Below are 23,995 nucleotides of genomic sequence, written 5' to 3'. Positions count from 1 at the left end.
CTTCTCTCAGCGAGTAGAACATCACCAAATTAAATATCGTAATAACCGACATGAATCAGATCACGGAAAACTAAAGCGACTTATTAATCCAGCTAGAGGGTTTCAATCCATGAAAACGGCTAATGCCACCATTAAAGGGTTTGAAGTGATGCGAATGTTTAAAAAAGGACAATTTAATATTTGGATGTATGGCAATCGGAATGATGTGTCATTTATTAACCAGTTATTTCATGTATATAGCTGAACTACGCCCTGAGTTTGTGTTTTTGTAGCTTTTATATTTTTTGCAACGCAGCCCGTTTTGGTGATCAGCGCCTGCATGTTCATTTAGCAGGTAAAGAGTTGAACCTAAAGCCTTGAATGCTACGCCAGGATCGGCTGATATCTGTTTTGTTACAGAAACGCCAATAATTGATGTAGTCAATATACTCAGAAAACATCATATTACACTTGAAAAGGAACCTGCTGTAATTTCTGGAACTTTAGGAGAAATGGAGTCTGTTTGGTTTCGTGATCCTGATGGAAATTTGATTGAAGTTGCAAATTACAGATGTTAGACCCCAGACGAAGTTATCATATCCAGATAAGGATTAATGATAGGATAACCACGAGACTGGTGGCTTAACTATATTTGCAACAGGGCGTACTAGTTACTTGAAGAATATCGATGCTGCCGATTAGTGGCTATTCCTTGTTAATATCTCAAGCTTGATACACCTTGTTTGCTCTTCTCAAACCGAGCCCCTTTTTCTTTAAGGAGACTGACCGAGGTTTCATTACCATTGAGCTCAGCCCATTGTATTGCTGTTCTTTGATGTTCATCTTTATGATTGATTATTTCTATTATCTTTGAATGTTCCAGTAATTTGGATACTGTTTTCTCATTCCCGTAACGGCAGGCTAATATGAGTGCTGTGGAATAATTGTTGGTTTTTTTTGCAAGCAATTTATCAACTTCATTTAGGCTTAAAAAATAATCAAGCAGTTTATCATTTTTATAAATCAGCGTATGATGTAATACGTTTTGACCTAGGTTATCCACTGAATTTATCAAACTCGGGCATTTTGCCAATATTGTTTTCACCAAATCGGGATCCTCAAAATTGATTACGGCATGGAGTAAAGTTCTGCCAACAAGGTCGCTTGAAATCAATGCATTTTCATTCGTTTTGAACAGCAAATCATGGATACATCTTTTTTTCATATCATTATTACCTCTCATCACCGCGGCGAGATGAATCGGGTATTTATGCTGATTATTGACAATATTGGGTTCAGCGCCTCTTTCTAACAGTAATTTCAAAGTGGGATAATGTCCTTCCAGAGCCGCCAGGTGTAAGGCAGTATGCCCCATTGTCGATTGCATATTTAATAATTTTGGTACAAATTTGTCATGACATTTTTCCAGAAAGCGATCAAAACCTAATTTTGCCGCTTGATGCACCACATTATAGCCTGAACTTTTATCTACTATAGAATTCAAATTTTTTTGCTGGTTTAACTCCTGATATGCATTAAAAACTTCTTTAATTTTTGTTGTATCTGCATTTTCAGGGAAATCACTCATAATATTTGCTCTGATCCACTGTGCTGCCTTATCTGTATTTGTCTGAAAGTTTGAAATTTTCAGTTGGGAAAGAAGTTCTTCTAATCTTGAAGGGGAGTTCTGGATAATCATAAATTAGTTCCTTAATTTAACTTATTAAAATTTGCTTTGAATATTAGGTTTTACCGCCACGACATTTAATTTTTATCGACCAAGAACCATGGTTTGATCCGGCTCTTCTTCTAAAAGTTCTTCAAATGGTTCTTCGGTTTTTCGAATAATATTTCGATACTCATGCTTAAACTGTTTGGAAAACTCCTGGGCAGATATATTTTTATTGCTGTATTCTGCACTATTTGTTTGTGGTGAAATAACTTGGCTAGTAGTGAGTCCATTAGCCTGTTCCTCTTTGAAGTCATTTTGTTTTAACTTTTCACCCGTTTCAGAAACAAATCCGTGCTGCAATCTTAAATCATGGGCTATCCCACTAATCATATTTAGGGAAGGTCTATAACCAGGTTTGGGATCCAGCATGGTTTCAATGAGCACTTTAATTTCCTTACCTTCCGGTGTATTAAAAACAGGTAAATCAAAATCTAATGGTTCCCTTCGTGCCAGCTTATCTAAAATGATATGCTGAGCATCATGTTCTTGGGTGCTGACCATTAAATCGTATGCAACCAAGCCTATTTGATACGCCATGTAAGAATCTGCCTCCACATAACTTTCATCCCCAAAGTTGTATTCAGGAGGCCCAAAGGTGGTGCTGATATCGGTCAGAGAAACCTGATTTTTTTCATTTGTACGGACAACAGACTTTATATCTGCTGTTATCAATTGTTCATTGTCTCTTCTGAGAAAGTTTGTTGCCTTAATATCCATATAGGCCATGCCTTTTTTATTAAAATCAGAAGCAACCCTTGCTATTTGCTCTATTGCGTCAAGGGTCCCAGAACAACGAGTACTGCTTTTTTCGTTTTCTGGTGTAGTTGCGATTGTTCTCAAGTGATGACTACGAATGTCGCCATCTTGGCAAAACTCTGAAACAGCGACATTTACAGGCTTGTCCGCATGGTATTTTATCTGAGTGGGTAAAATTACTGGACAATAAAAATAATCTTGGGCAAGATTGTTTTTGATGGTTTCATCGTTCTTCATTTCTTCCACTAAATTATAATCCGTTTTAGGATCATTCGCTTTTTCCAATCTTATAATACATTGTTCCCCGGTTTCTTCATTCCTAGCCAGCCAGTTTTTATTATTTCCGCCACCAAGATAAGTGACATTGAATCCATTTAATGAGAGTTGCTCTTGGGTGGTGAATAGCTTGCGAATAAGTTCTTCCTGGGACTTTGGATCTTCAGCAATCAGGGATTGGATTAAAGAGGTATATTCCTGCTTGGGAGTACTTATTAATTCTGGATTACTATGGACTAATTCCTTTAAAAGATGATTGGTGGTATTCAGAAGGGCCTCAAAATGTCTCTTCATGTTTGGCTTGTTGTGATGAATGTCATTATTTATTATCAAAAGAGTTTGATGTTGTAATGCTTCCAAAGCATTTTTCAGATTGAAAAGAGCCTGAGGGCTGGGGTGTGCTTTCACGTTTTGATTGGCAGTTTCCACATCATGGATAAGATTATCCATGTTACAGTAGTTCTCAGAACGCTTTCCTATCATGGGTTTGGTCATTTTTTCCCAGTTAGAGCGAGTTAAATTTTTTATCTGGCCTTTTGATTCCTCGATAAAAATAAGATTTTTATCTTGACCTAATTGTTGGCGCGATATTTCAGTTCTAACCGGATCAGTAAGGTACCATTCCATAAAATTACCCTGATTTCTGGATTCAGCATCCGAATAAATCTGGGTTCTCATCGCATCAATTTTCTGTAATATTAATTTAGCGCCAGGCTTTAATTCCATTTGGTTGTATTTATCAATATAATCGTTCAGTTTGGTAATTTTGGGATTTTCTTCTCGATTAGCAATTCGTTTGATACTCATAATACAGCACCTCTGTATTTAGCCATTTGTTTTGTATTTTAATCATCATGAAAATCATTTGTACAATTCATTGTGTTTATATGTGATATATATTGTACAAATATGTGATTATTTTTAATAAGTTAACTCGAGAAAATTAGGGTATATTTCAATAAAATTTAATGCTCGGATTAAGCTGGCAATTCGATGAAGTTGTGAACGGGCAATAAATCAATTGTAATTTTGGTAGGCAAATTCAAATTTTTGGTTATTTTGGGCTATGCTATAGGAGAGATTTGGAATTTAGAGTCGTTTGCAACATGGAGTGTATTCATGCGCGAAATTAAAGTAGAGCGATTAATTAAAGGCATTTTAGTGCGCGAGGGCGCTGGTGTGAAATTACAGCGATATATTGGTATAGAGCGAACCAATGATTTTGAACCTCTGCTCTTACTTGATTATTTCAATAGTGCTGATCCATTGGACTACATGGCAGGCTTTCCTGATCATCCTCATCGTGGTTTTGAAACAATCACTTATTTGCTTGATGGCAGTATTACTCATGAAGACAATAAAGGTCATAAAGGAGTTATTAGTGCAGGAGATGTTCAGTGGATGACTGCAGGAAAAGGAATTGTTCATTCTGAAATGCCTTCAGCTAATGGTCGATTACACGGTTTGCAGCTATGGTTAAATTTACCTGCTGCAGAAAAAATGAAGCCGGCACGTTATCAAGAAATGTTGAGCGCGCAATTACCCATAGAAACAAATGATTCCGGGGCTCAAATTAAGGTTATTGCCGGTCAAACGGATTTAGGTACACGTTCGCCCATTAACGGCATTGCAACGAACCCATTATTTTTTGATATTATTTTACCTCCTGGTGCGAGTGTGCAACAACATATTCCTAATGATTATCAGGCTATTCTTCTCGTTATTTCGGGAACGGTTCATATTGATGAACAACTGGTTCAACACGACACTCTGGCAAAATTAGGTTCAGGCGATGTTTTACTTTTAAGAGGTGAGACTGCCTGCCAATGTATTATGATTGCAGCTGCTCGAATTCATGAACCCATAATGAGGCATGGGCCTTTTGTAATGAATAACCAGGAAGAGATAATACAAGCCATGGATGACTTCCGCAGTGGTAGATTCTGAGATATAATACAACTTGGATTATTTGCTTGATGCAGTATTCCAGAAAATTGGATTATTAGGGATAACTTAAATGGATATATGCAAGTGAATAGGAGTAACACCTATGCACCCAAGAAAAGAGCAATCAGCCAAAGAGATTTATAATATTGTCGATCAATATTGCGAAGCAAATATACGCGCTAAATACCATACAACTTCTGCCATATCATTTGTTCTAGGTATTTCAGATACTGTTGCCCAAAAATTAATTAATAAAATTGTGATCGCGTTACCGGATTGTTTTTTTTATTTGGCTAAACCCGAACAAATTAATGAAATGATCAATTTTATTGCCCAACAGTATTTACTTTTTCAAGCTCAAGAAAACATCAATGATGAATTATTTCCTAGCATGCTCATTAATTTCGTTAATAATTTGGTAGAAGAAATTATGCTTCGGTATTACTCATTTGTTGAGGCAGGTGATTTATGAAAAGAGAAGAAATAATTCAAGCAATAGGAATGAGCAGTGATGATTTAGATACCCTATGCTTATTAGATAGATTAATCGCCATATCCTCCGAACCACCTCTTGAATTGGGTGCTGCGGAAAAAAACCGGGTTGTATCCTTTTTAGAAAAATCAATTGGGAATATGGAGTTAAACCAAAAATTACTGGAGTTAGGGAAGTTAAAACAGCAAGACACAGGAGTCAGCTTTAAGGTCAATCGCTTGTTAATGCGTTTAACGTTTAAATCGAGGCACTGGCATGAAATTCGTTTTAGTCAATATGAAAATATAACTTTAGCCAAACGCGGGGCTTTATTTGATCTTGCATCTCTTATATCTGATTTGTCGCTATTGGAACGCATGGGTTTAATAATTGATTCTTCCCTTTTGTCCCAAATTTATAAGGATGCCAAAAAAGCATCAGAGGAAGGTTTTTCTAAAGAACTTACTGCTTATCCTGATATGGTTTTTGAAGTTAAGGCAATGAAAGGCGAACCTATGGTGCCACATATGAATTATCGAAAAGATGAATTTGTTTTAACAGAATTTTTGTATAGTGAAGAATATAGAATTAAACTGGATAAATTCATTCAAAATGATGAAACAAAAAGGGTGCTAAAAAAATATTTTGGCGATGATTGGTTACAACAATTAGAAAACAAATTTGCTGTGCTTCAACGTGAAATTCATGATACGAAATTAATTGGGCCTCTTCATCGTGGTGACTTTCACTCCGGGACTCGCGCTCAGAAGCATTACCAGGCTAAATGGAGAAGTCCCGCTATGATTATTTGTTCCCCATTTGTGGGTATTTGTACGGTTAAAGCGATCAAGGCCTTAAATGCTCAGATTGTACAGGAGCTAAAAAATAAAGGGGTACAGGAAATACCCCCCCACATACTTCAATTACCTATTAGCGAAAAAATAAAATCATTGTCTCCCGCTGATTTTATTGATGTATTAGATAAATGCCAGGCTTTAGAGCGATTGCCTGGACTTACATAACGAGGGCATAAAAATAAAGTCATGGTACGGTCCTTATTTGGAATGGAAACCATATAAATGCAGTGCCTTAAGTCGAACTTACATTACTTAAGCCACTCAGTTAACAAGGATTCCATTTTTTTCCGTGCATCCTTTAGCGAATCAGAGTCTACTGAGGAGGGGGTGCGTAAATCATTGCAATGAGCTTCCCCCTGAATTAATTGATAGGTCAATCTCGGATTAGTCGCATTACCATTTCTTTCTGCCAGAGACAAAGTAGACCAGGGATCATTTTCTCCATTTGTAAAATAAATATTGGAAGCCAGTATGTTCATTAAGGGAAAATAAAAGGTATTGTTAAGCTCTGCCGTATGGGCAGGCTCCGTCAGACCGAACAACCGTTGACACACATTGTAATGATAATCCAGGTTAATCAAGGATGAGCGCGTAGAAAGAGCTGGGTTGGGATTCGCATTTTGCCAATATCCATATTCTTTACAAGATTGATAGTACCATTGACGCATCCCTAAGCCATTTTGATAATCCTGTGGATTTTCACTCATAGCACCTTGAGCGGTCATTTCTACAGCGGTAGTAGCCATATCCTTATAAAGTTTTTTAGCAAAGTATGCGTAACCTTCAAGTGGTGTTGGATGTTCAGAAAGACTTGAGCAAAATGCATCGCGCATTCCATATTGCACTGCAGCAGCGCCAGTATCTGCAATTAAATATAAAAAGTCAACGGGATCCTCAACTGCGGCAGCATCAAAAAGCGACTTTATTTGAGCAAATGTCACAGTATCTTTTAAGCTTGTTTCTACCTGAGTGACTACTTCGCGCATTTGATTGGCACATTGTAAACCAGCAACTTGGGTAACATGAGCATCATATTCGATGAAATTTTCCTTAGCCATGACAGGGGCTGAAGATGCTAATGCGCCTACAACTAAATAAGGATATTTCAAGCGATAATATGCGGACAAGGAACCGGGGTAAGAGCCTCCAAAAGCAACCCATTTTCCATGCCAATTCTTTTCACTTGTTAAATGGCGCTGGAAATAGGCCAAATCATCCAGCGCAGCTTCTGTCGTTAAATAGCGTAAGTCATTGGTTGATAATGAGTTAAGGGGTAGGCTTTCACCATAATAACGATGTTCTAGTGCAACCAATTTGGCATTAAATTTTTGGGCATAATTTCTAATCGCTCCATTCAGTGCGCGTTTGCTGCACGCAGATTCGCCACAAATATAAAAAAAGACGGGTGAATCATCTTTAGGCCCGTATGTTTCATCAATATAGTACCGTTGAGAAAAAGTACCTGTAGCAGGGTTGTTGTGATCGATTAATTGCTTAAAATAAGCAAGCTGAATGCTTTTTTCTGCGATTAATGGCGCCTTTTCTTCTTGCATGTGTTGTACATAACGCTCCACTATTCCTGCATGAGTCAGGGAAAAAGTAGAACAAAGACCGAGGAAGAGAAGGGTATTCTTTTTTATAAACATCATATGCATCATCCTTAATGGTTTAAAACTTCTATGCCTGAAATGAATCGGAGGTCCGCACCATTCTTATCAATTATTGGGAAGCTTTAGGCGTGCCAAAGATTGGAAAAATATTGGTCGGATTAGATTGTGCGATATCATAAATTATTTTTAGGGTTGATTGTATAACCACCTGGTTTTTTAGCGCTTTTTGTTAATGACTTGTTGTATTTTAAGAGTATCAAGAATATATTAGTTAACTTTGTGTTTTGAAATGTCTATGGATGGATTATGGCTAAAAAATTTTTCTTAACCGCATCTCTTATAGCGGCACTTAATTTTGGAGGTTGCCTAGCCTATGCTGGAACAGCTATATGGGGTTTTAGTAATATTCCCAAGGTAAATAATAAATCATCAGCACCCTATACTGTTTATATTGGTTCTTATTCAAGTCAAAAAAATGCACGGATAATGCAGTCCAAGTTGCACGTAAAAGGTTATAATGCCAAGATTAAAAGGAAAAAAAAATTATATATAGTGTATATTGGACCATTCAAAACACTTCAAGCTCTTCATCAATTGGCTTCAAATACACCGCCTGATCACTCGATTACACGTGCTAAATATCAAAAATTTAATTCCACGGAAACTACACCACTTAAATCGAAACACCATAATAAAGAACAGGTTAAGCAAATATCGCAGTCAACCCAATATCGCTTTAGAGATGAAACTAAAGATAAGATTAAATGTAAGGATTGCTCGCTAGAATATAATCATTGGTTTGTTCAATTACAGGGAGGGGTAGTTTTCCCTTTAAGCCAAAGTAACATCCTGGTCGATAACGGGTCTAATTTTCCACCTCCAGCAAATGTTGATGTTTATTCTGTAAATCAGTCTAACCAGGGTACTATTGCGTTAACTGTTGGTGATCGAATTGCCACCCAGTCCTCATTGATCAACCATTATACTTTAAGTGGGCGTTTGCAGTATGTGTTTTCCGCTAATGTAGGCGATACCATTATGCAATATAGTTTGCCAGAATTTCTTAACTACAGTTATGACTGGAAACTTTCTACGCTCGCATTAACTGCTGATACTAAATTGAATTTATTTAATTTTTCAAAATTTTCACCTTACGTCAACGGTGGGTTGGGAGTCTCTTTTAATGAAGCGCGATCATTTGATGAGACTGCTTTGCCAGGCATAACACCCCGAGTTAGTCCCGCATATGCGAATCATACTTTAACTCAATTTACCTACCATGTTGGTGCTGGTTTAGATTTCTTATTCATGCCAAATTGGTTATTTTCAGCAGGATATGAGTTCGAGTCATTCGGTGATTTCTCATCAGGAAAGGGGCAGTATACATGGGCTGGGGAGTCTTTACGATTGGATTCATACCAAACAAATACCCTTCTTTTTGGTGTAACTTATCTCATAAATTAATAAAGGATTTTAATTGGATAACTATGGCACAAGATCGGTGATTAACGAAATACGTATATGAAGTAGCTTGAAGTAGGAACATAAGCTTATTAATAGTTTAACGATTGTGAAGGATGAGTATGGATATTATGCGCACTAATACTGCACTATTATTGTCAATGGTTTTAATGAAGGGATATGCAGCAGTCGATCCTGTTGCCTGGTCTCTTTCTCCAAAAACAGGCTTCCCTCAGGTAAACCCTGGTGAAACAACCTCTGTGGTTTACACTTTGACTGTGAATCCAAGATTCCCAAGACCAGTGGTCCTTCATACCCAGTTTAATAAAATCGGGGGTACGTTTGCTATTACAGACACGTGTAATAATGTGACGGTTAAACCCGGTGGTAATTGCCAGGTTACCATTCGATTTACTGCCACTGATGCGACTCCATCTTCCATCCAGATGAACTATGAATACAATAATAACGTAATCAGATTATCCAGATTAAATACATCAGTCACTGATAATCAATCAAATGTGATGGGAACTATCAGTAATTTGCCTGCGGAATTCACACTCAGCAATCCAGAACAGCAGCCTGTGTTTACGGTGACCTATACAAATAAAGGCTCTGCCAGTGTAACTGGTTATGCAGGTACTCCAGCGGGAACCAATCTTTTGTCTGCAGCTCCTGAAAGTGTTGCTACCGTGTCTGTTGTAGCAGGTGGAAACAGTTGTGGAAAGAGTAACAACCCAATTACCCTTGCTCCGGGGGCGAGTTGCTCTATAAGTGGACGATTGACGCCACATGCTGTAGGAAATCTTATTGTAGCCGGGTTATTTACTTTTAATAATGGGAACAATACTGTAAACCCTACAGGAAAAACTAAAGTAGTTGAAAATCAACCGGATGTGGTAGGTGATATCACAAACTTACCCGCACAATTCACTTTAAGTAATCCGGAACAGCAGCCTATTTTTAAGGTCACATATACAAATAACGGTTCGACAAGTATCACCGGTTATGCTGGTAATATGGCTGGTACTAACCTTTTGTCAGCAACCCCTGAAAGTGTGGCCACTGTATCTGTTGTCCCTGATGGAAACAATTGTGGCACTGTTAATGGTCCGATAACCCTTGCTCCAGGCAAGAATTGTTCTATCAGTGGACAATTGACGCCGCATGCAGTAGGAAACCTCAAGGTAGCTGGGTTATTTACTTACAATAATGGTGCAAACACTGTAAATCCAACAGAAAACACCCAGGTCGTAAATGGCTCCGGACAATGTAAATTGTTAGGTTCTGTAAATATCCCGTTTCATAATCCTACGTATCAATATTCAGACAACGTCCTTCAGTTTAAATTTACAAACTCATGTACTACAGCTGTGACTTTAGGTGCAGTCACCTTCCCCCCTACAGGGCCTTCTGCAACAGTGACACCAGCAGACCAATACGATGGATGTTCCAATGTTACGCTTGCTGCAAACGATAGCTGTACTGTGCTTGTTTCGGTGATACCACAGACTACCGGTTCATTAACGGTAAGTGCAACAGTTACAGCGGACTCTAATCAGGTCGTTGTGCCAGCCACTACAACAGTGCAATCTCCCGGTTATACACACAAGGTTACTTTTATAAATCAGTGCCCCTTTGCTGTTTGGTATGGAGTGTCGCAACCATCAGGAAGTGTTGATCCTACCCCGAACCCTTCGCCTTTGGCTTATTTTCTCTCGCCTCAAGTCGATGGCAATTTATCTGCTAGCAAATCAATTACTATCCAGGGCTCTTATAATGGGCAATTCTTTCCTAGAACTGGATGTTCTTTAAAAGGTTCGAGTTTTATATGTGCAACCGGTGATTGTGCCTCTGGAAGCAATGCTCAGTGCCCTAGTGGAACTGTCTATGAACCTTATACTCGAATAGAAGAGACATTTACAGCAAATACGCAGGGAGGGTACGATATTGCTTTGATTAATGGAGCGAGTATTCCTGCTGAGTTAAAAGGATTAGGACCTCAAACTTCATTGAGTAGTTCTCCCGCAGCCCCATATGTGTGCTCTGGTGCTGGTGCTCCGATTCAAGCGCAATATTCTCCATTCACCCCTCAGTATCCACCTCCACCACCACCTCAGGGACCAAAGAATCCACCTGCTACACCGTTAGGAAATTGCCCATGGCAGTATACTGCACCCATGTCCTCGCCATTGTTTAATTTTGTAACGAATGGAACAACGGTGACAGATTGTAGCACTTGTCCTGCATTGTCTAGTGTATGTGGATTAGCATTTGAAACGACCCCCGCCGCCGGTAATATTGTATTGGCATGCGGTAATTTGATTGGTTATTGGACCATTAACCAGCTGTGCTCAGGCAACGTGACGTATAAAGGTGCCAATCCAGCAATGAATCCCAGCGCAGTTTTTAATTGTAATAGCCCAATAAGCAATTACTCTTCACAATCTTACCCGGCTGGTACCACAGCTTATAGCCTTTATGCCTGTGTCCCGAATGGTGCTTCGCTAGACAGTTGTTATAACAATACTAATACAACCTGTTGTGGTGCCAGGGATTGGAATGATGGGACTTATTTAACATGGCAAACCCAACAATCTTATTTCCAGAATCCAGATTGGGTAAATGGTGGAAGTGGTTCTGGGAAGTTGACGCTTTCACCAACTCCATTAGAGTCGATTCAGTGGTTAAAAGAGGCCTGCCCAACAGCGTATTCCTATCCTTTTGATGATCATGCAGGCACGTTTAATTGTGATAGCTCTGATCCGCAACAACAAAATCATGTCAATATGGATTTCGAAATAGTATTCTGCCCAGGAGGAGTTATTGGTGATTTAAGTCAAAATCCGTAATGGATTTATGATTTACTTTGTATTTTGTTGAACCCTGTTTCCGCGGCATTGCCGCGGATTTTTATGTAGAAAAATTCGAAAGCGCATGATTCTCTAATCAAATTTGGCAATGGCTCAAATTCGCTGGACCTTTTATTCATCTTGTTTTTTCGTGTTCAAATCACCTCTCTTGAGGAACAGTAAATTCCAAACAACTTGTTAGTTGTTTAAATTTGTGACATTATGGCGCCAATATAAGTTTATTGGGCTATTTTTATGTTGAAGAAAATCCTCGGAATTACCTTTGTTTTGATGTCATATGATGCATTTGCGGTTAAAGAATTGGATTTGTACAAGGCTCCTTTAAATAGTTTAAATCAATTTTTCCTGAAACAATCTGCAAAAAAAGCAGCCTATAAGGATGGACTATCAAGCGCAGAAGAAAACACTTTGCTGCAAGTAAGTCGGACTCATGATCATGCAGAGATCATTACGCGTTATCAACAAATGTACCAGGGAATTCCAGTAATTGGTGCGCAAATTATGATTGAGAATGCGCAGGTTAATGGGCATCTGCTCGATGAGATTCATTTGAATACCCATCCCGCAGTTAGTCCGCAGCAGGCGATTGAGATCGCAAAAAAATCCTGGTTTAGTTTTAATCCGCAGATGCCTGCTGACGAAGAGCAAAGTGAGTTACAAATTCGGGCGGTACAAAATAATGAACTTAAGTTAGTTTATCAAGTATCATTTAAAACAACGCAAAGGGATAACAAGCCTGCCTGGCCATTTTTTATTGTAGATGCTCAAAACGGTGAGATCACAAAGCAATGGAATAATATAAAAAACTACATGGATTCGGGACCCGGTGGTAACGAAAAGGTACATGAATATTGGTACGGAAAAGAAGGCATCCCTTTTTTAGAGGTGAAGCAGGATGGTAGCCAATGCATCATGGATACCACTAAGGTGAAATTAGTGAATCTTGCTTCAGCATGGGATTGGGGTGATCTTCTGGATTCTCCTTTTCAATATCCATGCAACAAAAATGTAGAAGAAATTATAAACGGTGCTTATTCACCCTCAAATGATGCTTACTATTTTGGACATATCATTGTGGATATGTATCGAGATTGGTATGGTGTTCATGCACTGCAACATATTGATGGAAAGCCAATGCAGCTCGTCATGCGGGTTCATTTTGGTGAGCATTATGATAATGCTTTTTGGGATGGCAAATTTATGTCCTTTGGTGACGGACAGGATTTTTATCCTTTGGTTTCTCTTGATGTTGCTGGTCATGAAGTGACACATGGTTTTACCGAGCAGCATTCCGGTTTAGAATATCATGATCAATCTGGGGCTCTTAATGAATCTTTATCTGATATGGCTGGTCAAGCTGCTCGCGCTTATCTGCTGGAAAAATTTCCCCAATTTTACAATAAACTTTATTTACAAGCAGATACCGTAACTTGGGGTATCGGAGAGACCATAGTTAGAGACTCATTTGGCAAGGCTTTGCGGTTTATGGATTATCCTTCTTCAGATGGTAGTTCCGCTGATTGCCTGGATAAAAAATTAGCGCAAAGTCATGGTGCTTATTGTGCCATAAGTTATTCAGAAATAGTCGCTTATGCGAAGTCACATATTGCCAATCCGCAAGAAAGGCAAAGTTTTATTGTTCATACAGCAAGTGGTGTATTTAATAAAGCATTTTATTTATTATCTAAGGATATCGGTATTAAAAAAGCTTATGAGCTAATGATATTAGCTAATAGCAAATATTGGACTCCTACTACAGATTTTGTGAATGGTGCTTGCGGTGTACTTTATGCTGGCAAAGATTTGGGTGTAGATGAGAAAATGCTCCGAACTATATTTGGTCAGGTAGGTGTGGGCACTACACGTTGTAAGCTTTAGGCAAACTGTGATTACTATAAAAAGCTCGATATAAAAATAAGCTTGGTTTTTATATCGAGCTTATTTTCACTATAAAAGTGCTCATCATGCTGGAATTCTACTTCTTTATCATTTAAAGAAATAATTACACCCCTTTTGTTTTTTGGCCTTACCAGATTCATAGAGTTTGTTTTTTGTTCTATATGTTGTTTGCTGAGCAATATATTTGGTATATAATTGCTGGATTTAATTCGCATTTGATCTTATCTAAGTCGGGAGTCAAATGGTTATTTTTTTTATTACGCTTAGCGTTCTTTTATTAAGTCTGCTTTGTGCTACGGTGATGATTTTAAAGCTTATTCGACAGCCATCTGAGCCTTTATCAATAACGCAATATTTAAAATTAGGCATAAGTGGCATCGTCGCATTTATTGCAGATACCGTCGGTATTGGTAGTTTTGCGATGAATGTCGCATTAGCCAAAATTATGGGTACATTTCGTGATGATGAAATGCCAGCAGTAAATAATGGGGCTCAAGTAATTCCAGGAACAATTGAATCTTTATTTTTTATAAGCCTAATCGATGTAGATTTAACTACCCTTTTGACTTTAATTATTGGTACTTGTGTTGGTGGTTTAGTGGGCGGCTTTGTAGTAAGCCATCTAAGTAAACAGGCAATTCGATTGTCAATGGTTTGCTGTTTTGCATTAATTATCATACTCTTACTTTCACATAAGTTTCGTTTACTGCCTGTGGGCGGTGAATTAACAGAACTCCATTCATGGAAATTAATCGTGGGTTTTGCGGCGATGGTTGTTTGTGGTGCTCTTACATCGGTTGGAATCGGACTATTTGTTATGGTGCAATGTGTCCTTTTCTTAATGAATATTTCACCGGTAGTTGCTTTTCCAATTATGACTACAGCTGGAGCGATGCAACAACCGTTAACGACTTTAGTATTCTTGAAGCATAATAAAATTCCCTTAAAGAAAACAATGATCTTAAGCATTTCAGGTTGTATTGGTGTCCTTATTACTATTCCTATTTTTATGCAATTGACTATTTCCTGGCTACATGATCTTTTAATATTCATCCTGATTTATAATTTTTTTGCAGTAGGCCATACTTATTTACGAGCCCGATCTGGCAAAAAAATAACACAAACGAAGGTTCCTGTTTCTTTGGTAGCGGCTGAATAAGGTTGATACTTAAAGCATCCCATTGGTGTGATGCGAAGTATATAGTATCATTAAGTAAATTTTAGATAAAAATAAAACCCTATGGATGAACCAGTTAGTAAATCACAGAAAAAACGAGAAGCCGATTATTTACAAAAAATGGGTGTGAAATTTATTGATTTGAGTATCACTAAACTGAATTTACTTCCACTACCTGATAACCTCTATAAAGCAATCATTGACGCAAAGTCTATTAAAAGCCATGGGGCTAAAAGAAGGCAAGCCCAATTGATTGGTAAATTGATGCGAGCTGCTGATTACGAAGAAATTTTATCTGTTTATGAACATATGCTTGAGGAAGATAGTGCTGTAACTGCATCATTTCATGCAGTCGAGCATTGGCGTGACCGCTTAATCAACGAAGGCAAAGAAGCGCTAACTGAATTTATAGAAGCTTATCACCCGGAAGATGTCCAGCATTTAAGACAACTTATTAAAAAGGCAGTGGATGAGCAACAAAAGGAAAAGAATTTAGGTGCCAGTAAGGCTCTTTTTCGCTTTTTGAGGTCATCTATAGCATGAAATATTCTTTATTCATTAGCTGCCCCAAAGGGCTTGAATATTTATTAGAGGAAGAATTAAAAGCTTTAGGCTTATCGGTGACTCGTGTAAGTCCGCAAGGAGTTTATGGTGAAGCCAGTCTGGTAACGCTATATCAATTATGCCTCTGGTCAAGAATAGCAAATAGGGTGCAACTGATTCTTTTTAGTGGATATGCGGGAAATGAACAGTCCTTGCACCAGCTTTGTACTCAATTCCATTGGCAGACGGTATTTTCACAAGATAAAACTATAGCAATCGAATTTCATGGTACTTCAGAGCATATCCGCAATACAATGTTTGGGGCACAGGTAGTCAAAGATGGAATAGTTGATCATTTTAGACGATTAAATTACTCGCGCCCATCTGTAGATAAAGAAAATCCCCAAATCCTTATTCATGCCTACTTAAAAAATGATGTGATTACCGTAAGTTTTGATTTGACGGGATACAGTTTGCATCAACGAGGTTATCGCAGTAAGGCTGGTACTGCTCCTTTGAAAGAGAATGTTGCTGCAGCCTTGCTAATGCGAGTCAAATGGCCAGAGTTAGCTGCAAAGGGTTATACTTTGCATGATCCTTTTTGTGGTTCAGGTACTTTAGTGATTGAGGCGGCAATGATGGCAGCACATATTGCTCCTGGTTTATTGCGTCAGGATCAATCATTACAATATTGGGTACAGCATCAAGCTTCATTATGGGAGAAACTGCGTGTAGATGCATTGCAAAAAGTTAAAGTTTTGCCCACAACGTTATTAGGTACAGATGTCGATCATAAAATGATTGCTGCAGCACGCTCGAATGCCGAACGCGCTGGAGTCGCTCCATTGGTACATTTTAACGTGCAATCATTGCATGAGATTAATCCTGCAACGAAAAAGGGAATTGTTGTATGTAATCCGCCTTATGGAGAGCGATTGAGTGATGTGTCCCACCTTGTGCCGTTATATCAGCAATTTGGCAGAATATTACATGAGCGTTATCAAGGTTGGCAGGCTGCAGTTTTGACGTCTAACCCTATTTTGGCCAAGGCTTTAGGGTTACGTGCCCATAAGCAATATACGCTATATAACGGTGCATTGGAGTGTAAGGTTTATTCTTTGAATATAAACGTTGCTAATGAGCTAAAAGGAGCCATGGGTAATTCAGTCTCAGAACACGCTCAAATGCTTTTAAATCGCCTCGAAAAAAATCATCGCCATTTAGAAAAATGGGCAAGAAAAAATAATATTTCTTGTTATCGCGTTTACGATGCTGATTTACCAGAGTATGCATATGCTATCGATCTTTATAATGACTATGCGGTGTTACAAGAATATGCAGCCCCTGCAAGTGTCTCTGTATCTAAAGCAGAAAAGCGCAGCCTGGAAGTCATGCAGGTTGTTCCCAAAGCACTAGGCTTAGCCCCTGAAAAATTGGTGGTCAAACAACGTAAACAACAAAAAGGAAGTGCCCAATACCAAAAGCTAAACCATAGCCGAAAAACACTGGTTGTTACTGAGGGACAGGCAAAGCTGTTGGTTAATTTGTATGATTATTTAGACACAGGGTTATTTCTGGATCATCGACTGCTTCGCTTAAGTTTTGCCAAATTGCAAGCTGGAACCCGTTTTCTTAATTGCTTTTGTTATACAGCAAGCGCGAGCATTCATGCGGCCTTGGCCGGAGCTTTCACAACTAATGTCGATCTTTCTCATACTTATTTACGTTGGGCAGAGGAGAATTTTAAGTTAAATCATCTTGATTTATCGAAACACCAGTTTGTGCAATCTGATTGCCGAGAGTGGATGAAAATTACTCGAGATCGATTCGATGTAATTTTTTTAGATCCACCTAGCTTTTCTAATTCAAAGCGAATGAGTGATGTTTTGGATATCCAAAGAGATCATGCTTTGCTAGTCAATGCAGCAATGCGGTTATTGAATCCCGACGGCATTTTGTATTTTTCAACCAATTTACGTCAGTTTAAATTAGATCACACGCTTAAGGAAAAATATTCCATACAGGATATTAGCGCTCAAACTATTGATCAGGATTTTAAGCGTAATCAAAAAATTCATTATTGTTTTAAAATCAGGATGGCCCAGTTTGCATAAATAGGTACATCTTTCTATAGTGTCAAGGTATAAATTCTAGACAAGGCGCAGGTAGATTGGGGTTAAAGAGGATACTGGCTGAACCGAACGAACTTGCACCGATATCTGGAACAGTGGATGCGCTGGAGATAATAGTGTTTTGAAAACCGCACAAAAGGACTAAATTCGATATGGAAGTTAAACTGATTAAGCTTGTTGTCCCTTTATGTGTTTTTTTTATATTCCCCTGTTCAGGAGACGCCAAGCAAATCAGTTTTTTTGTTTCTGGAGGCCCCCATTTTTCGACACTTAAAAATAAACCTCAGGTGGAAGTCAATGAGGTCATTACCAATGCTTACCAAACGAATACCAAAACAAACTGGCAGGGTTTTTGGGGCCTGGGGGCAAATCATACTTTTGAAAAATCATGGTTTTCATTTTATCAGTTTTCCTTGGGAATAGCGGGTTATTTTTTCAAGCTGGGCCAAGTAAATGGAACGAAATTCCCATTTATCAACGAAGGGCTTTTTGATACCTTGAACTATAATTTTCATGCAAAAAGCGCCTCGTTGATGGTTGAAGGCAAAGCAATTTACTCAAAATATGCTTTGAAACCTTATGCCTTAGTCGGTATTGGCCCAAGCTGGAATCGTTTATATGCTTATCGTGAAAAGCCGTCCGATCTTTCTTTAAGCGCGGCGCCTTCAGTTCCTTTTAAAAATCATACAAAACAGACTTTTTCTTATGCATTGGGTGCAGGGCTTGGCTATTTGCTGTGGGATGATAAGCAACACCATGTGCAATATCACATGACTGCAGGCTATCAATATTTTAATTTGGGCGAAGGGGCTTTAGGCTATTGCTTAGCACAAACGTCGAAGGATAGGCTAACGGTTAAAAATCTTTATACACAAGGAGTCGTCTTTACACTGGCGGTTTCTTTTGGTTAACAAGGATGAATCAGATGAAAAGCATGTTCAAGAGGTACTTTTTATGGTGGATGTTGACTTTGACTGCAGCACAAGCAGCTTCTATCGTTGAAATTACACCAAGCAGCTCTAGCCCAATAATTATTTCACAAACTGGTTCAACTTATGTGACTTTTACCGCTAAAAACAATACGTCAAAGATGTTGAATAAGCTCAGCATAGACCCCAACTATGGTACAAAAATAAGTACTCTGAAGGTTACATTACTCAATAATACTTGTACAGCTTTAGCAGCGGGAGCAACCTGTTCCTTTATCATCTCATTACAAGGAATCAACCAAAACGCTGAATTCACCTTAATGCCGCGTATTTGCGCTTACAATGGGGCAGTATGTTCTGTACCAGTATTACATAATCGTATTAAGGTGAGCGCAACAAAAACACTTCCAAGTAGTGAATTTCCCCTTCCATACGCGGGTACGTATTACCCAATTTACAATTCTGGTGCAGGACAGTGGTTACCGCCTAATCAAGACCCCATTCCTCCTTTCAAGCGCGTGAGCGCAATTTTTGTGGCTTTTGCTCATGCCTATGCACAACAAAACGGTGCAATTTTTACCTATGAACAAGGCCAGCCTGACGAGCCTGCACGTTTGGCTTTATTAGTACAATCAGCGCGCGCTGGTAATCCTAATATAAAAATTTTAATTTCACTGGGATGGGGAAAAAAAGATTGGACCTACATTAATAATGACTATGTGAATCGAGCCAATATCTTCGTACCCAGCGTGATTCAATTTATTCGCAGCAATCATCTGGATGGGCTTGATATTGATGATGAAAGCATAGGTGACTCCAGTGGTTCTATTCCCCAGGCCAATTTCGATGGGGTAGTTGCCAATTTAAGGAATGCGTTAAATTATGCAGCACTGCAAGACGGAAAACCTTATTACCTTACCATTACCCCTGCTGGAAATAATGATGAACCAGGTGGCATTGTCGCAACACAGGTAAACATGTTAAATGCCAACAGTTTTGATTTAATTAATATTCAAAGTTATTTTGGTGATGGCGGTTGGGGGGATGATTTCTTTGATGCACTTGTTGCAATAGGCTATCCTAAACAGCAAATTGCAAATGGAATTGATACTCAGGAAACAAATTGTGATCCTGAATATCCGCCCTACATCGGTTTAGCAGGAATATTTAACTGGAATATGACTAAAGACAGTACGTGCAGCAATTATGCCAATACCATCACTATCGCGAATATGGTGGGGTATTATGGCGCGTTATATTAAGGGTCTTTTATGGGTAGGAAATGAGTTATTTAGGGAACAATATATAGCATTTATTCTTCGAATTTACTATGGTCTTTTATGAGAGCCCACTTTATTTAAGAAACATTTTTTCAATGAAGCGGGCTCAAAATAGATAAACCCGCCAAATTTTTCGTATATCTTTTAATGTTTATTCTCAACATATCAGCAGGATATAACCTTAATGGACCTCCTTTTCTCCAGAACCATACATTTGTTCTTTTAACGATTGCATATATCCTGCCATAAAAAAGAGTTCCGCAACCAGGCATAGAGGTGCAATTAGTGCGTGGCAAAAATTATCCATAAAAGCAGGTCTTTTACCTTCCAAATAATGGCCATATAGTTGTAGTCCTAACCCTATGATAAAAAATATGATAAAAAACCAAACGCCAAAAGGAGTGGGACCATCTTGGCTATACCAATTTGCAATCAATAACAGAATGAGTAGAATGGGGGTAAGTGCTAAAGCCAATTGCCAATTTAAACGAAAATAATAAATCAGTGCACCTAATGTAGCGAAAAATGCAAGGTTCGTCGCAAAAACACCAGGCATAATTATTTTGACAAAACCCAGGAAAATCATTATCGATAAAATGAGAATGGGGACTCCTGCCAAATGAGTATAACGGGTTTTGATGTTTTGGTGATAGGCTGCATAAAATTGCGCTTGTTCTATAAATGGTTTCATTTTATAAATATGCTGAGTAAGTATACTTAAAACATAGCACAAACTGTTAAAAAAATCAGGGAGATAATTAAAACGCCATTTTTGTATATAAAAACCAATTTAATTATTTATCAAATGAATAGGTTCCCACCACGTACAAAACATTCCCGTTGGTTGAAGAGCCAGGAATATAAGCGGCTTTTACTGAAAGTTTTTTATAAAATATTCCGGCCCAAGGTACAGCTCCCGGAAAAGGAATGTTATGAAAGATATCGGGTCGCGCTGTAACAAGGACAGAAAATCCTAATCCTGCTTTAAATTCTTTAGTGATATTGGCTACTCTTAAATAAGCATATCCAGCAGTGGGCTCGACATTACGATGAGAGTCCAGGAATGCGAAAGCATAGAGGCCATGCCAATTCCCTTTTTCATCAAAAAAACCTTTACCTAGTCCGCCGCCCCAGGCGAGTTCATTGTATTTTTTTTCTCGTATCCGTTCGGCTGAGTAGGTGAACCTGTTGTGCCACGCATAGCCTGAAAGGTAAAGGTCGGTATGCCCTTCAGTCCATACCTGATGTAGTCGATGACAAACAGGTTTGAATAAGGAGAGCCAATACTTACATCCTTTGGGTTCTTCAGTGGCCAAATCGGATTTTTTTGAAGTTTGATTATCCGGAGATATTTTGAATGTATTAATAGGTGAATTCTCGTCTATACTATTAGACGAAGAATTAGAAATTGATGGCGGGCTACTAAAAGAATTTAAAGAAAATACAATTAATAGCCCTACAATGAAATTACGTACAGTCAATTTATTCATTCACTCATAACCTGGAGGGGATAATACCACAGTTTAAATTTGATCGGATTTACCTCATTTTGAATTGCGGAGCCTTGCTTATTAAGTGTAACAATAAAAAAATAAGAGCATACTAACATGGACTTGTTTCGTAAAAAAGAGATCGGTGAATCATTTGAAGAAGGTTCTTCCCTGGTTAAATGTCTAACTGCTTTCGATCTTACTCTTTTAGGTATTGGCGCTATCATTGGTGCTGGAATTTTTGTGTTAACCGGAATAGTTGCCGCAACAGATGCTGGCCCCGCAGTGATTTTTTCATATATTTTGGCCGGACTCGCATGTATTTTTTCTGCATTATCCTATGCGGAATTGGCCTCTTCTCTTGGTGGCTGTGGTAGTGCATATGGGTATGCTTACGCCGGTTTTGGAGAGATTGTCGCCTGGATTGTCGGCTGGGACTTATTATTTGAATATACCATTTCAGTTTCAGCTGTATCTGTTGGATGGAGTAGTTATGCTAATGATTTCTTTTTGGCACTAAAAATACATATTCCAGCCGTATTCTTACATGGACCAGAAAATGGAGGTTTTTTTAATCTACTTGCATGTTCCATAATTGTTATCCTGATGGTTTTATTAACCTGGGGGGTCAAATCAAGCATTCGGGTTAATAACATTATGGTAATTATCAAACTATTAGTCATTTTGATGTTTATTGTGATAGCTCTTGGAGAGGTTGATCCCTCAAACTGGTCGCCTTTTTTTCCTTATGGTTGGGAAGGGGTTGTTAAGGGGGCATCGCTGATATTTTTTGCTTACATTGGCTTTGATGCGGTATCCACTGCTGCTGAAGAGGCGATTAACCCTCAACGTGATTTACCAATTGGAATAATAGGGTCTTTATTTATTTGCACCGTTTTATATATGATTGTTGCAGGCTTGTTGACGGGTATCGCACATTACAGCACGCTAAATGTTGCATCTCCAATCAGTCATGCTTTATTAGTTTTGGGATATAAATCAGTCGCCAGTCTTATTAGTGTGGGGGCGATAGCTGGCTTAACTACCGTGATGTTGGTTTTGTTTTATGGTTTAACGCGAATTATGTTGGCCATGTCTCGGGATGGGTTATTGCCCAAGGTTTTCTCTCAAACAAATCCATACACGCATACGCCTATTCGCGTAATTTTAATAAGCGGTATTTTAATGAGTTTATTTGCTGCATTGGTTTCGATGCACGATCTTACAGAGCTGGTGAATATAGGTACCTTATTTGCATTTTTAATGGTATGCGCGGGTGTTTTATATTTGCACTATAAGCGACCAGACCTGCATCGACCGTTCAAAACACCAGGTATGCCCTATGTACCTATCCTGGGAATGATTAGCTGTTCTTATCTTATAATTAATTTGCCTTTTATTACATTAATGCGTTTTGTTATTTGGATGGCGATTGGTTTGGTGGTTTATTTTTCTTTCGCCTATAAAAACAGCCAATTATCAAAAGTTAAAATTAAGAAGTAGCCTCTAGAGTTTTTCCGAATTGACCGTTGAAAAATTTCGATACTCCGATGGGTTTGTTTCTATAATTTAGTCATAGGTATTGATTTTTATCCCAGATGATTCTTTTCATAAATTATCTGTTGTGGATACTCCCATGAAAAATTAAATTTTCTCCCATGGATCCGCTGAGAAATTAAATCTTACCCGTTCGTTGATCAAAACCCTGGCTCATCAAATTAACGAAAGAGGGATGGTGCATCAGGATATTAAACCGGATAATATCCGTTTTTCTTAATATAATAATCAATTTAAAACTTATTTTATTGATACAGATAATGCTTGTAAAATTGGACAAATTCCACAAGCTATTCCTTCTAGCGGAAAATTTAGTCCATCGGAGGTAAAAGTTAAAGGTTATGCCGCTCATCCGGCTCGTGATATTTATGCGATGGGAGAAGTACTTAAGGAATTGTGGAATGATGATCTCAAGGACTTATCGAATAAAGAGCATCCTGAAGATTTTAAAAAACTCCAGGAACTCATTAATAACATGATATATAACTCTCCAGAGCAAAGACCCCGCATTGATGAAGTAGAAAATCAACTACAACAAATTGAATTTCATGAGCCTCATAATGAACAAAAGGAGCGCGAAACTAAATTTTTAAACGCTATTAAACTGAATAATAATTCTCTCGTTATGGAAATGTTGAAGAACAAACAAATAAACCTTAATACGGTGAAAGACTCAAGGGGCGGAGGCCCATTATCGATTGCCCTTGAACGACATAACCGTCCATTAATTAAACTTTTTTTAAAAGAAAGCCTAAAAACAGATCATAGTAAAGAATCTCAATGTGGAAGCCTGCTTTTTGAGCTCATTTCTGATTTTCAATATGACTCAAATGAGAAACGAGCTATCGAAGACCGTATGGATATAGCCAAACTGCTAATCAAGTATGATATCACGGATTTTTTCCGCCAGATTACATTCAAGAAAATTCAAGCACACTTTTTGAGATATTTAAATATAAAGAGCTGCAAAATTTTCTTGATAATCCTGAGATTAAATGTGTAATCGGTAACAGTAAATCCATGCA

Annotated in this window: 20 protein-coding genes; 15 read left to right on the top strand and 5 right to left on the bottom strand. The window is 38.3% G+C overall.

All coding sequences use genetic code 11. The features are described from left to right. Nucleotides 1-244 (top strand): DDE-type integrase/transposase/recombinase (locus EKG34_RS16220; RefSeq protein ID WP_130560097.1); only part of this gene is annotated, 244 nt, incomplete at its 5' end. Nucleotides 245-356: 112 nt separating this feature from the next. Beyond that, nucleotides 357-557: a VOC family protein gene (locus EKG34_RS16215; protein ID WP_223800086.1), complete on the top strand. Its 201-nt coding sequence runs from the start codon at nt 357-359 to the stop codon at nt 555-557. A gap of 137 nt (nt 558-694) precedes the next feature. Here EKG34_RS16215 and EKG34_RS16210 read toward each other — a convergent pair whose 3' ends face one another. Together EKG34_RS16210 and EKG34_RS16205 are read right to left on the bottom strand one after the other, a co-directional pair. Beyond that, entirely contained in the window at nt 695-1,678 is a 984-nt protein-coding gene (locus tag EKG34_RS16210; RefSeq protein ID WP_003633806.1) for an ankyrin repeat domain-containing protein, read from the bottom strand. Between the two features lie 72 nt (nt 1,679-1,750). Then, nucleotides 1,751-3,550 (bottom strand): hypothetical protein, encoded by a 1,800-nt coding sequence (locus tag EKG34_RS16205; protein ID WP_003633805.1) that lies wholly within the window; start codon nt 3,548-3,550, stop codon nt 1,751-1,753. A 312-nt stretch (nt 3,551-3,862) separates the two neighbouring features. Between EKG34_RS16205 and EKG34_RS16200 the strand changes: the two genes are divergently transcribed. The 3 genes from EKG34_RS16200 (at nt 3,863) to EKG34_RS16190 (ending at nt 6,184) form a co-directional block, all read left to right on the top strand. Next, entirely contained in the window at nt 3,863-4,690 is an 828-nt protein-coding gene (locus EKG34_RS16200) for a pirin family protein (protein ID WP_003633802.1), read from the top strand. Between the two features lie 103 nt (nt 4,691-4,793). Next, nucleotides 4,794-5,162: a hypothetical protein gene (locus tag EKG34_RS16195; RefSeq protein WP_003633801.1), complete on the top strand. Its 369-nt coding sequence runs from the start codon at nt 4,794-4,796 to the stop codon at nt 5,160-5,162. Beyond that, entirely contained in the window at nt 5,159-6,184 is a 1,026-nt protein-coding gene (locus EKG34_RS16190; protein WP_003633799.1) for a hypothetical protein, read from the top strand. Before EKG34_RS16195 ends, EKG34_RS16190 begins: the two co-directional genes overlap by 4 nt. A gap of 83 nt (nt 6,185-6,267) precedes the next feature. On the opposite strand, the gene EKG34_RS16185 is transcribed toward EKG34_RS16190, so the two are convergent. Beyond that, nucleotides 6,268-7,668, bottom strand: coding sequence for a S28 family serine protease (locus tag EKG34_RS16185; protein ID WP_012978725.1), 1,401 nt, complete (start codon nt 7,666-7,668; stop codon nt 6,268-6,270). 267 nt (nt 7,669-7,935) lie between these two features. Between EKG34_RS16185 and EKG34_RS16180 the strand changes: the two genes are divergently transcribed. From EKG34_RS16180 to EKG34_RS16140, 8 genes are all read left to right on the top strand, one after another. Then, on the top strand, nt 7,936-9,093 hold the full coding sequence (locus EKG34_RS16180) for an SPOR domain-containing protein (protein ID WP_012978726.1): 1,158 nt from the start codon (nt 7,936-7,938) through the stop codon (nt 9,091-9,093). 119 nt (nt 9,094-9,212) lie between these two features. Next, nucleotides 9,213-11,942, top strand: a complete 2,730-nt coding sequence (locus tag EKG34_RS16175; protein WP_003633792.1) for a thaumatin family protein — start codon at nt 9,213-9,215, stop codon at nt 11,940-11,942. A gap of 255 nt (nt 11,943-12,197) precedes the next feature. Further along, nucleotides 12,198-13,841: a M4 family metallopeptidase gene (locus tag EKG34_RS16170; RefSeq protein ID WP_003633790.1), complete on the top strand. Its 1,644-nt coding sequence runs from the start codon at nt 12,198-12,200 to the stop codon at nt 13,839-13,841. Between the two features lie 262 nt (nt 13,842-14,103). Beyond that, on the top strand, nt 14,104-15,021 hold the full coding sequence (locus EKG34_RS16160; RefSeq protein ID WP_003633787.1) for a TSUP family transporter: 918 nt from the start codon (nt 14,104-14,106) through the stop codon (nt 15,019-15,021). Between the two features lie 81 nt (nt 15,022-15,102). Beyond that, nucleotides 15,103-15,582 carry a ribosome biogenesis factor YjgA gene (gene yjgA / locus EKG34_RS16155; protein ID WP_003633785.1) on the top strand — a complete coding sequence of 160 codons (480 nt, stop codon included), beginning with the start codon at nt 15,103-15,105 and terminating at the stop codon, nt 15,580-15,582. Further along, nucleotides 15,579-17,696 (top strand): bifunctional 23S rRNA (guanine(2069)-N(7))-methyltransferase RlmK/23S rRNA (guanine(2445)-N(2))-methyltransferase RlmL, encoded by a 2,118-nt coding sequence (gene rlmKL / locus EKG34_RS16150; RefSeq protein ID WP_003633784.1) that lies wholly within the window; start codon nt 15,579-15,581, stop codon nt 17,694-17,696. Before yjgA ends, rlmKL begins: the two co-directional genes overlap by 4 nt. Nucleotides 17,697-17,866: 170 nt before the next feature. Continuing rightward, the gene (locus EKG34_RS16145; RefSeq protein WP_003633781.1) at nt 17,867-18,625 is read left to right on the top strand and encodes an outer membrane beta-barrel protein; all 759 of its coding nucleotides are present in this window, start codon (nt 17,867-17,869) and stop codon (nt 18,623-18,625) included. Between the two features lie 14 nt (nt 18,626-18,639). After that, on the top strand, nt 18,640-19,905 hold the full coding sequence (locus EKG34_RS16140; RefSeq protein WP_003633779.1) for a glycosyl hydrolase family 18 protein: 1,266 nt from the start codon (nt 18,640-18,642) through the stop codon (nt 19,903-19,905). 199 nt (nt 19,906-20,104) lie between these two features. Here EKG34_RS16140 and EKG34_RS16135 read toward each other — a convergent pair whose 3' ends face one another. Together EKG34_RS16135 and pagP are read right to left on the bottom strand one after the other, a co-directional pair. Next, nucleotides 20,105-20,614: an Mpo1 family 2-hydroxy fatty acid dioxygenase gene (locus EKG34_RS16135; protein WP_003633777.1), complete on the bottom strand. Its 510-nt coding sequence runs from the start codon at nt 20,612-20,614 to the stop codon at nt 20,105-20,107. Between the two features lie 103 nt (nt 20,615-20,717). After that, on the bottom strand, nt 20,718-21,413 hold the full coding sequence (gene pagP / locus EKG34_RS16130; protein WP_003633776.1) for a lipid IV(A) palmitoyltransferase PagP: 696 nt from the start codon (nt 21,411-21,413) through the stop codon (nt 20,718-20,720). A 117-nt stretch (nt 21,414-21,530) separates the two neighbouring features. Here pagP and EKG34_RS16125 point away from each other — a divergent pair, with 117 nt between their 5' ends. Together EKG34_RS16125 and EKG34_RS16120 are read left to right on the top strand one after the other, a co-directional pair. After that, a complete protein-coding gene (locus EKG34_RS16125) occupies nt 21,531-22,916 on the top strand; it encodes an amino acid permease (protein WP_003633773.1) in 1,386 nt (461 codons plus the stop codon). A gap of 427 nt (nt 22,917-23,343) precedes the next feature. Beyond that, nucleotides 23,344-23,973 carry a hypothetical protein gene (locus EKG34_RS16120; protein ID WP_003633770.1) on the top strand — a complete coding sequence of 210 codons (630 nt, stop codon included), beginning with the start codon at nt 23,344-23,346 and terminating at the stop codon, nt 23,971-23,973. Nucleotides 23,974-23,995: the final 22 nt, after the last annotated feature.

The sequence above is a fragment of the Legionella longbeachae genome, from assembly GCF_004283175.1.
Taxonomy (GTDB): domain Bacteria; phylum Pseudomonadota; class Gammaproteobacteria; order Legionellales; family Legionellaceae; genus Legionella; species Legionella longbeachae.
The sequence above is the reverse complement of the archived record's forward strand: the minus strand, read 5'-3'. Positions and strand labels throughout refer to the sequence as shown.

Coding starts and splice junctions, on each gene's coding strand:
- EKG34_RS16210 (WP_003633806.1), bottom strand. CDS start 1,678: ATGATTATCCAGAACTCCCCTTCAAGATTAGAAGAACTTCTTTCCCAA.
- EKG34_RS16205 (WP_003633805.1), bottom strand. CDS start 3,550: ATGAGTATCAAACGAATTGCTAATCGAGAAGAAAATCCCAAAATTACC.
- EKG34_RS16200 (WP_003633802.1), top strand. CDS start 3,863: ATGCGCGAAATTAAAGTAGAGCGATTAATTAAAGGCATTTTAGTGCGC.
- EKG34_RS16195 (WP_003633801.1), top strand. CDS start 4,794: ATGCACCCAAGAAAAGAGCAATCAGCCAAAGAGATTTATAATATTGTC.
- EKG34_RS16190 (WP_003633799.1), top strand. CDS start 5,159: ATGAAAAGAGAAGAAATAATTCAAGCAATAGGAATGAGCAGTGATGAT.
- EKG34_RS16185 (WP_012978725.1), bottom strand. CDS start 7,668: ATGATGTTTATAAAAAAGAATACCCTTCTCTTCCTCGGTCTTTGTTCT.
- EKG34_RS16180 (WP_012978726.1), top strand. CDS start 7,936: ATGGCTAAAAAATTTTTCTTAACCGCATCTCTTATAGCGGCACTTAAT.
- EKG34_RS16175 (WP_003633792.1), top strand. CDS start 9,213: ATGGATATTATGCGCACTAATACTGCACTATTATTGTCAATGGTTTTA.
- EKG34_RS16170 (WP_003633790.1), top strand. CDS start 12,198: ATGTTGAAGAAAATCCTCGGAATTACCTTTGTTTTGATGTCATATGAT.
- EKG34_RS16160 (WP_003633787.1), top strand. CDS start 14,104: ATGGTTATTTTTTTTATTACGCTTAGCGTTCTTTTATTAAGTCTGCTT.
- yjgA (WP_003633785.1), top strand. CDS start 15,103: ATGGATGAACCAGTTAGTAAATCACAGAAAAAACGAGAAGCCGATTAT.
- rlmKL (WP_003633784.1), top strand. CDS start 15,579: ATGAAATATTCTTTATTCATTAGCTGCCCCAAAGGGCTTGAATATTTA.
- EKG34_RS16145 (WP_003633781.1), top strand. CDS start 17,867: ATGGAAGTTAAACTGATTAAGCTTGTTGTCCCTTTATGTGTTTTTTTT.
- EKG34_RS16140 (WP_003633779.1), top strand. CDS start 18,640: ATGAAAAGCATGTTCAAGAGGTACTTTTTATGGTGGATGTTGACTTTG.
- EKG34_RS16135 (WP_003633777.1), bottom strand. CDS start 20,614: ATGAAACCATTTATAGAACAAGCGCAATTTTATGCAGCCTATCACCAA.
- pagP (WP_003633776.1), bottom strand. CDS start 21,413: ATGAATAAATTGACTGTACGTAATTTCATTGTAGGGCTATTAATTGTA.
- EKG34_RS16125 (WP_003633773.1), top strand. CDS start 21,531: ATGGACTTGTTTCGTAAAAAAGAGATCGGTGAATCATTTGAAGAAGGT.
- EKG34_RS16120 (WP_003633770.1), top strand. CDS start 23,344: ATGGGAGAAGTACTTAAGGAATTGTGGAATGATGATCTCAAGGACTTA.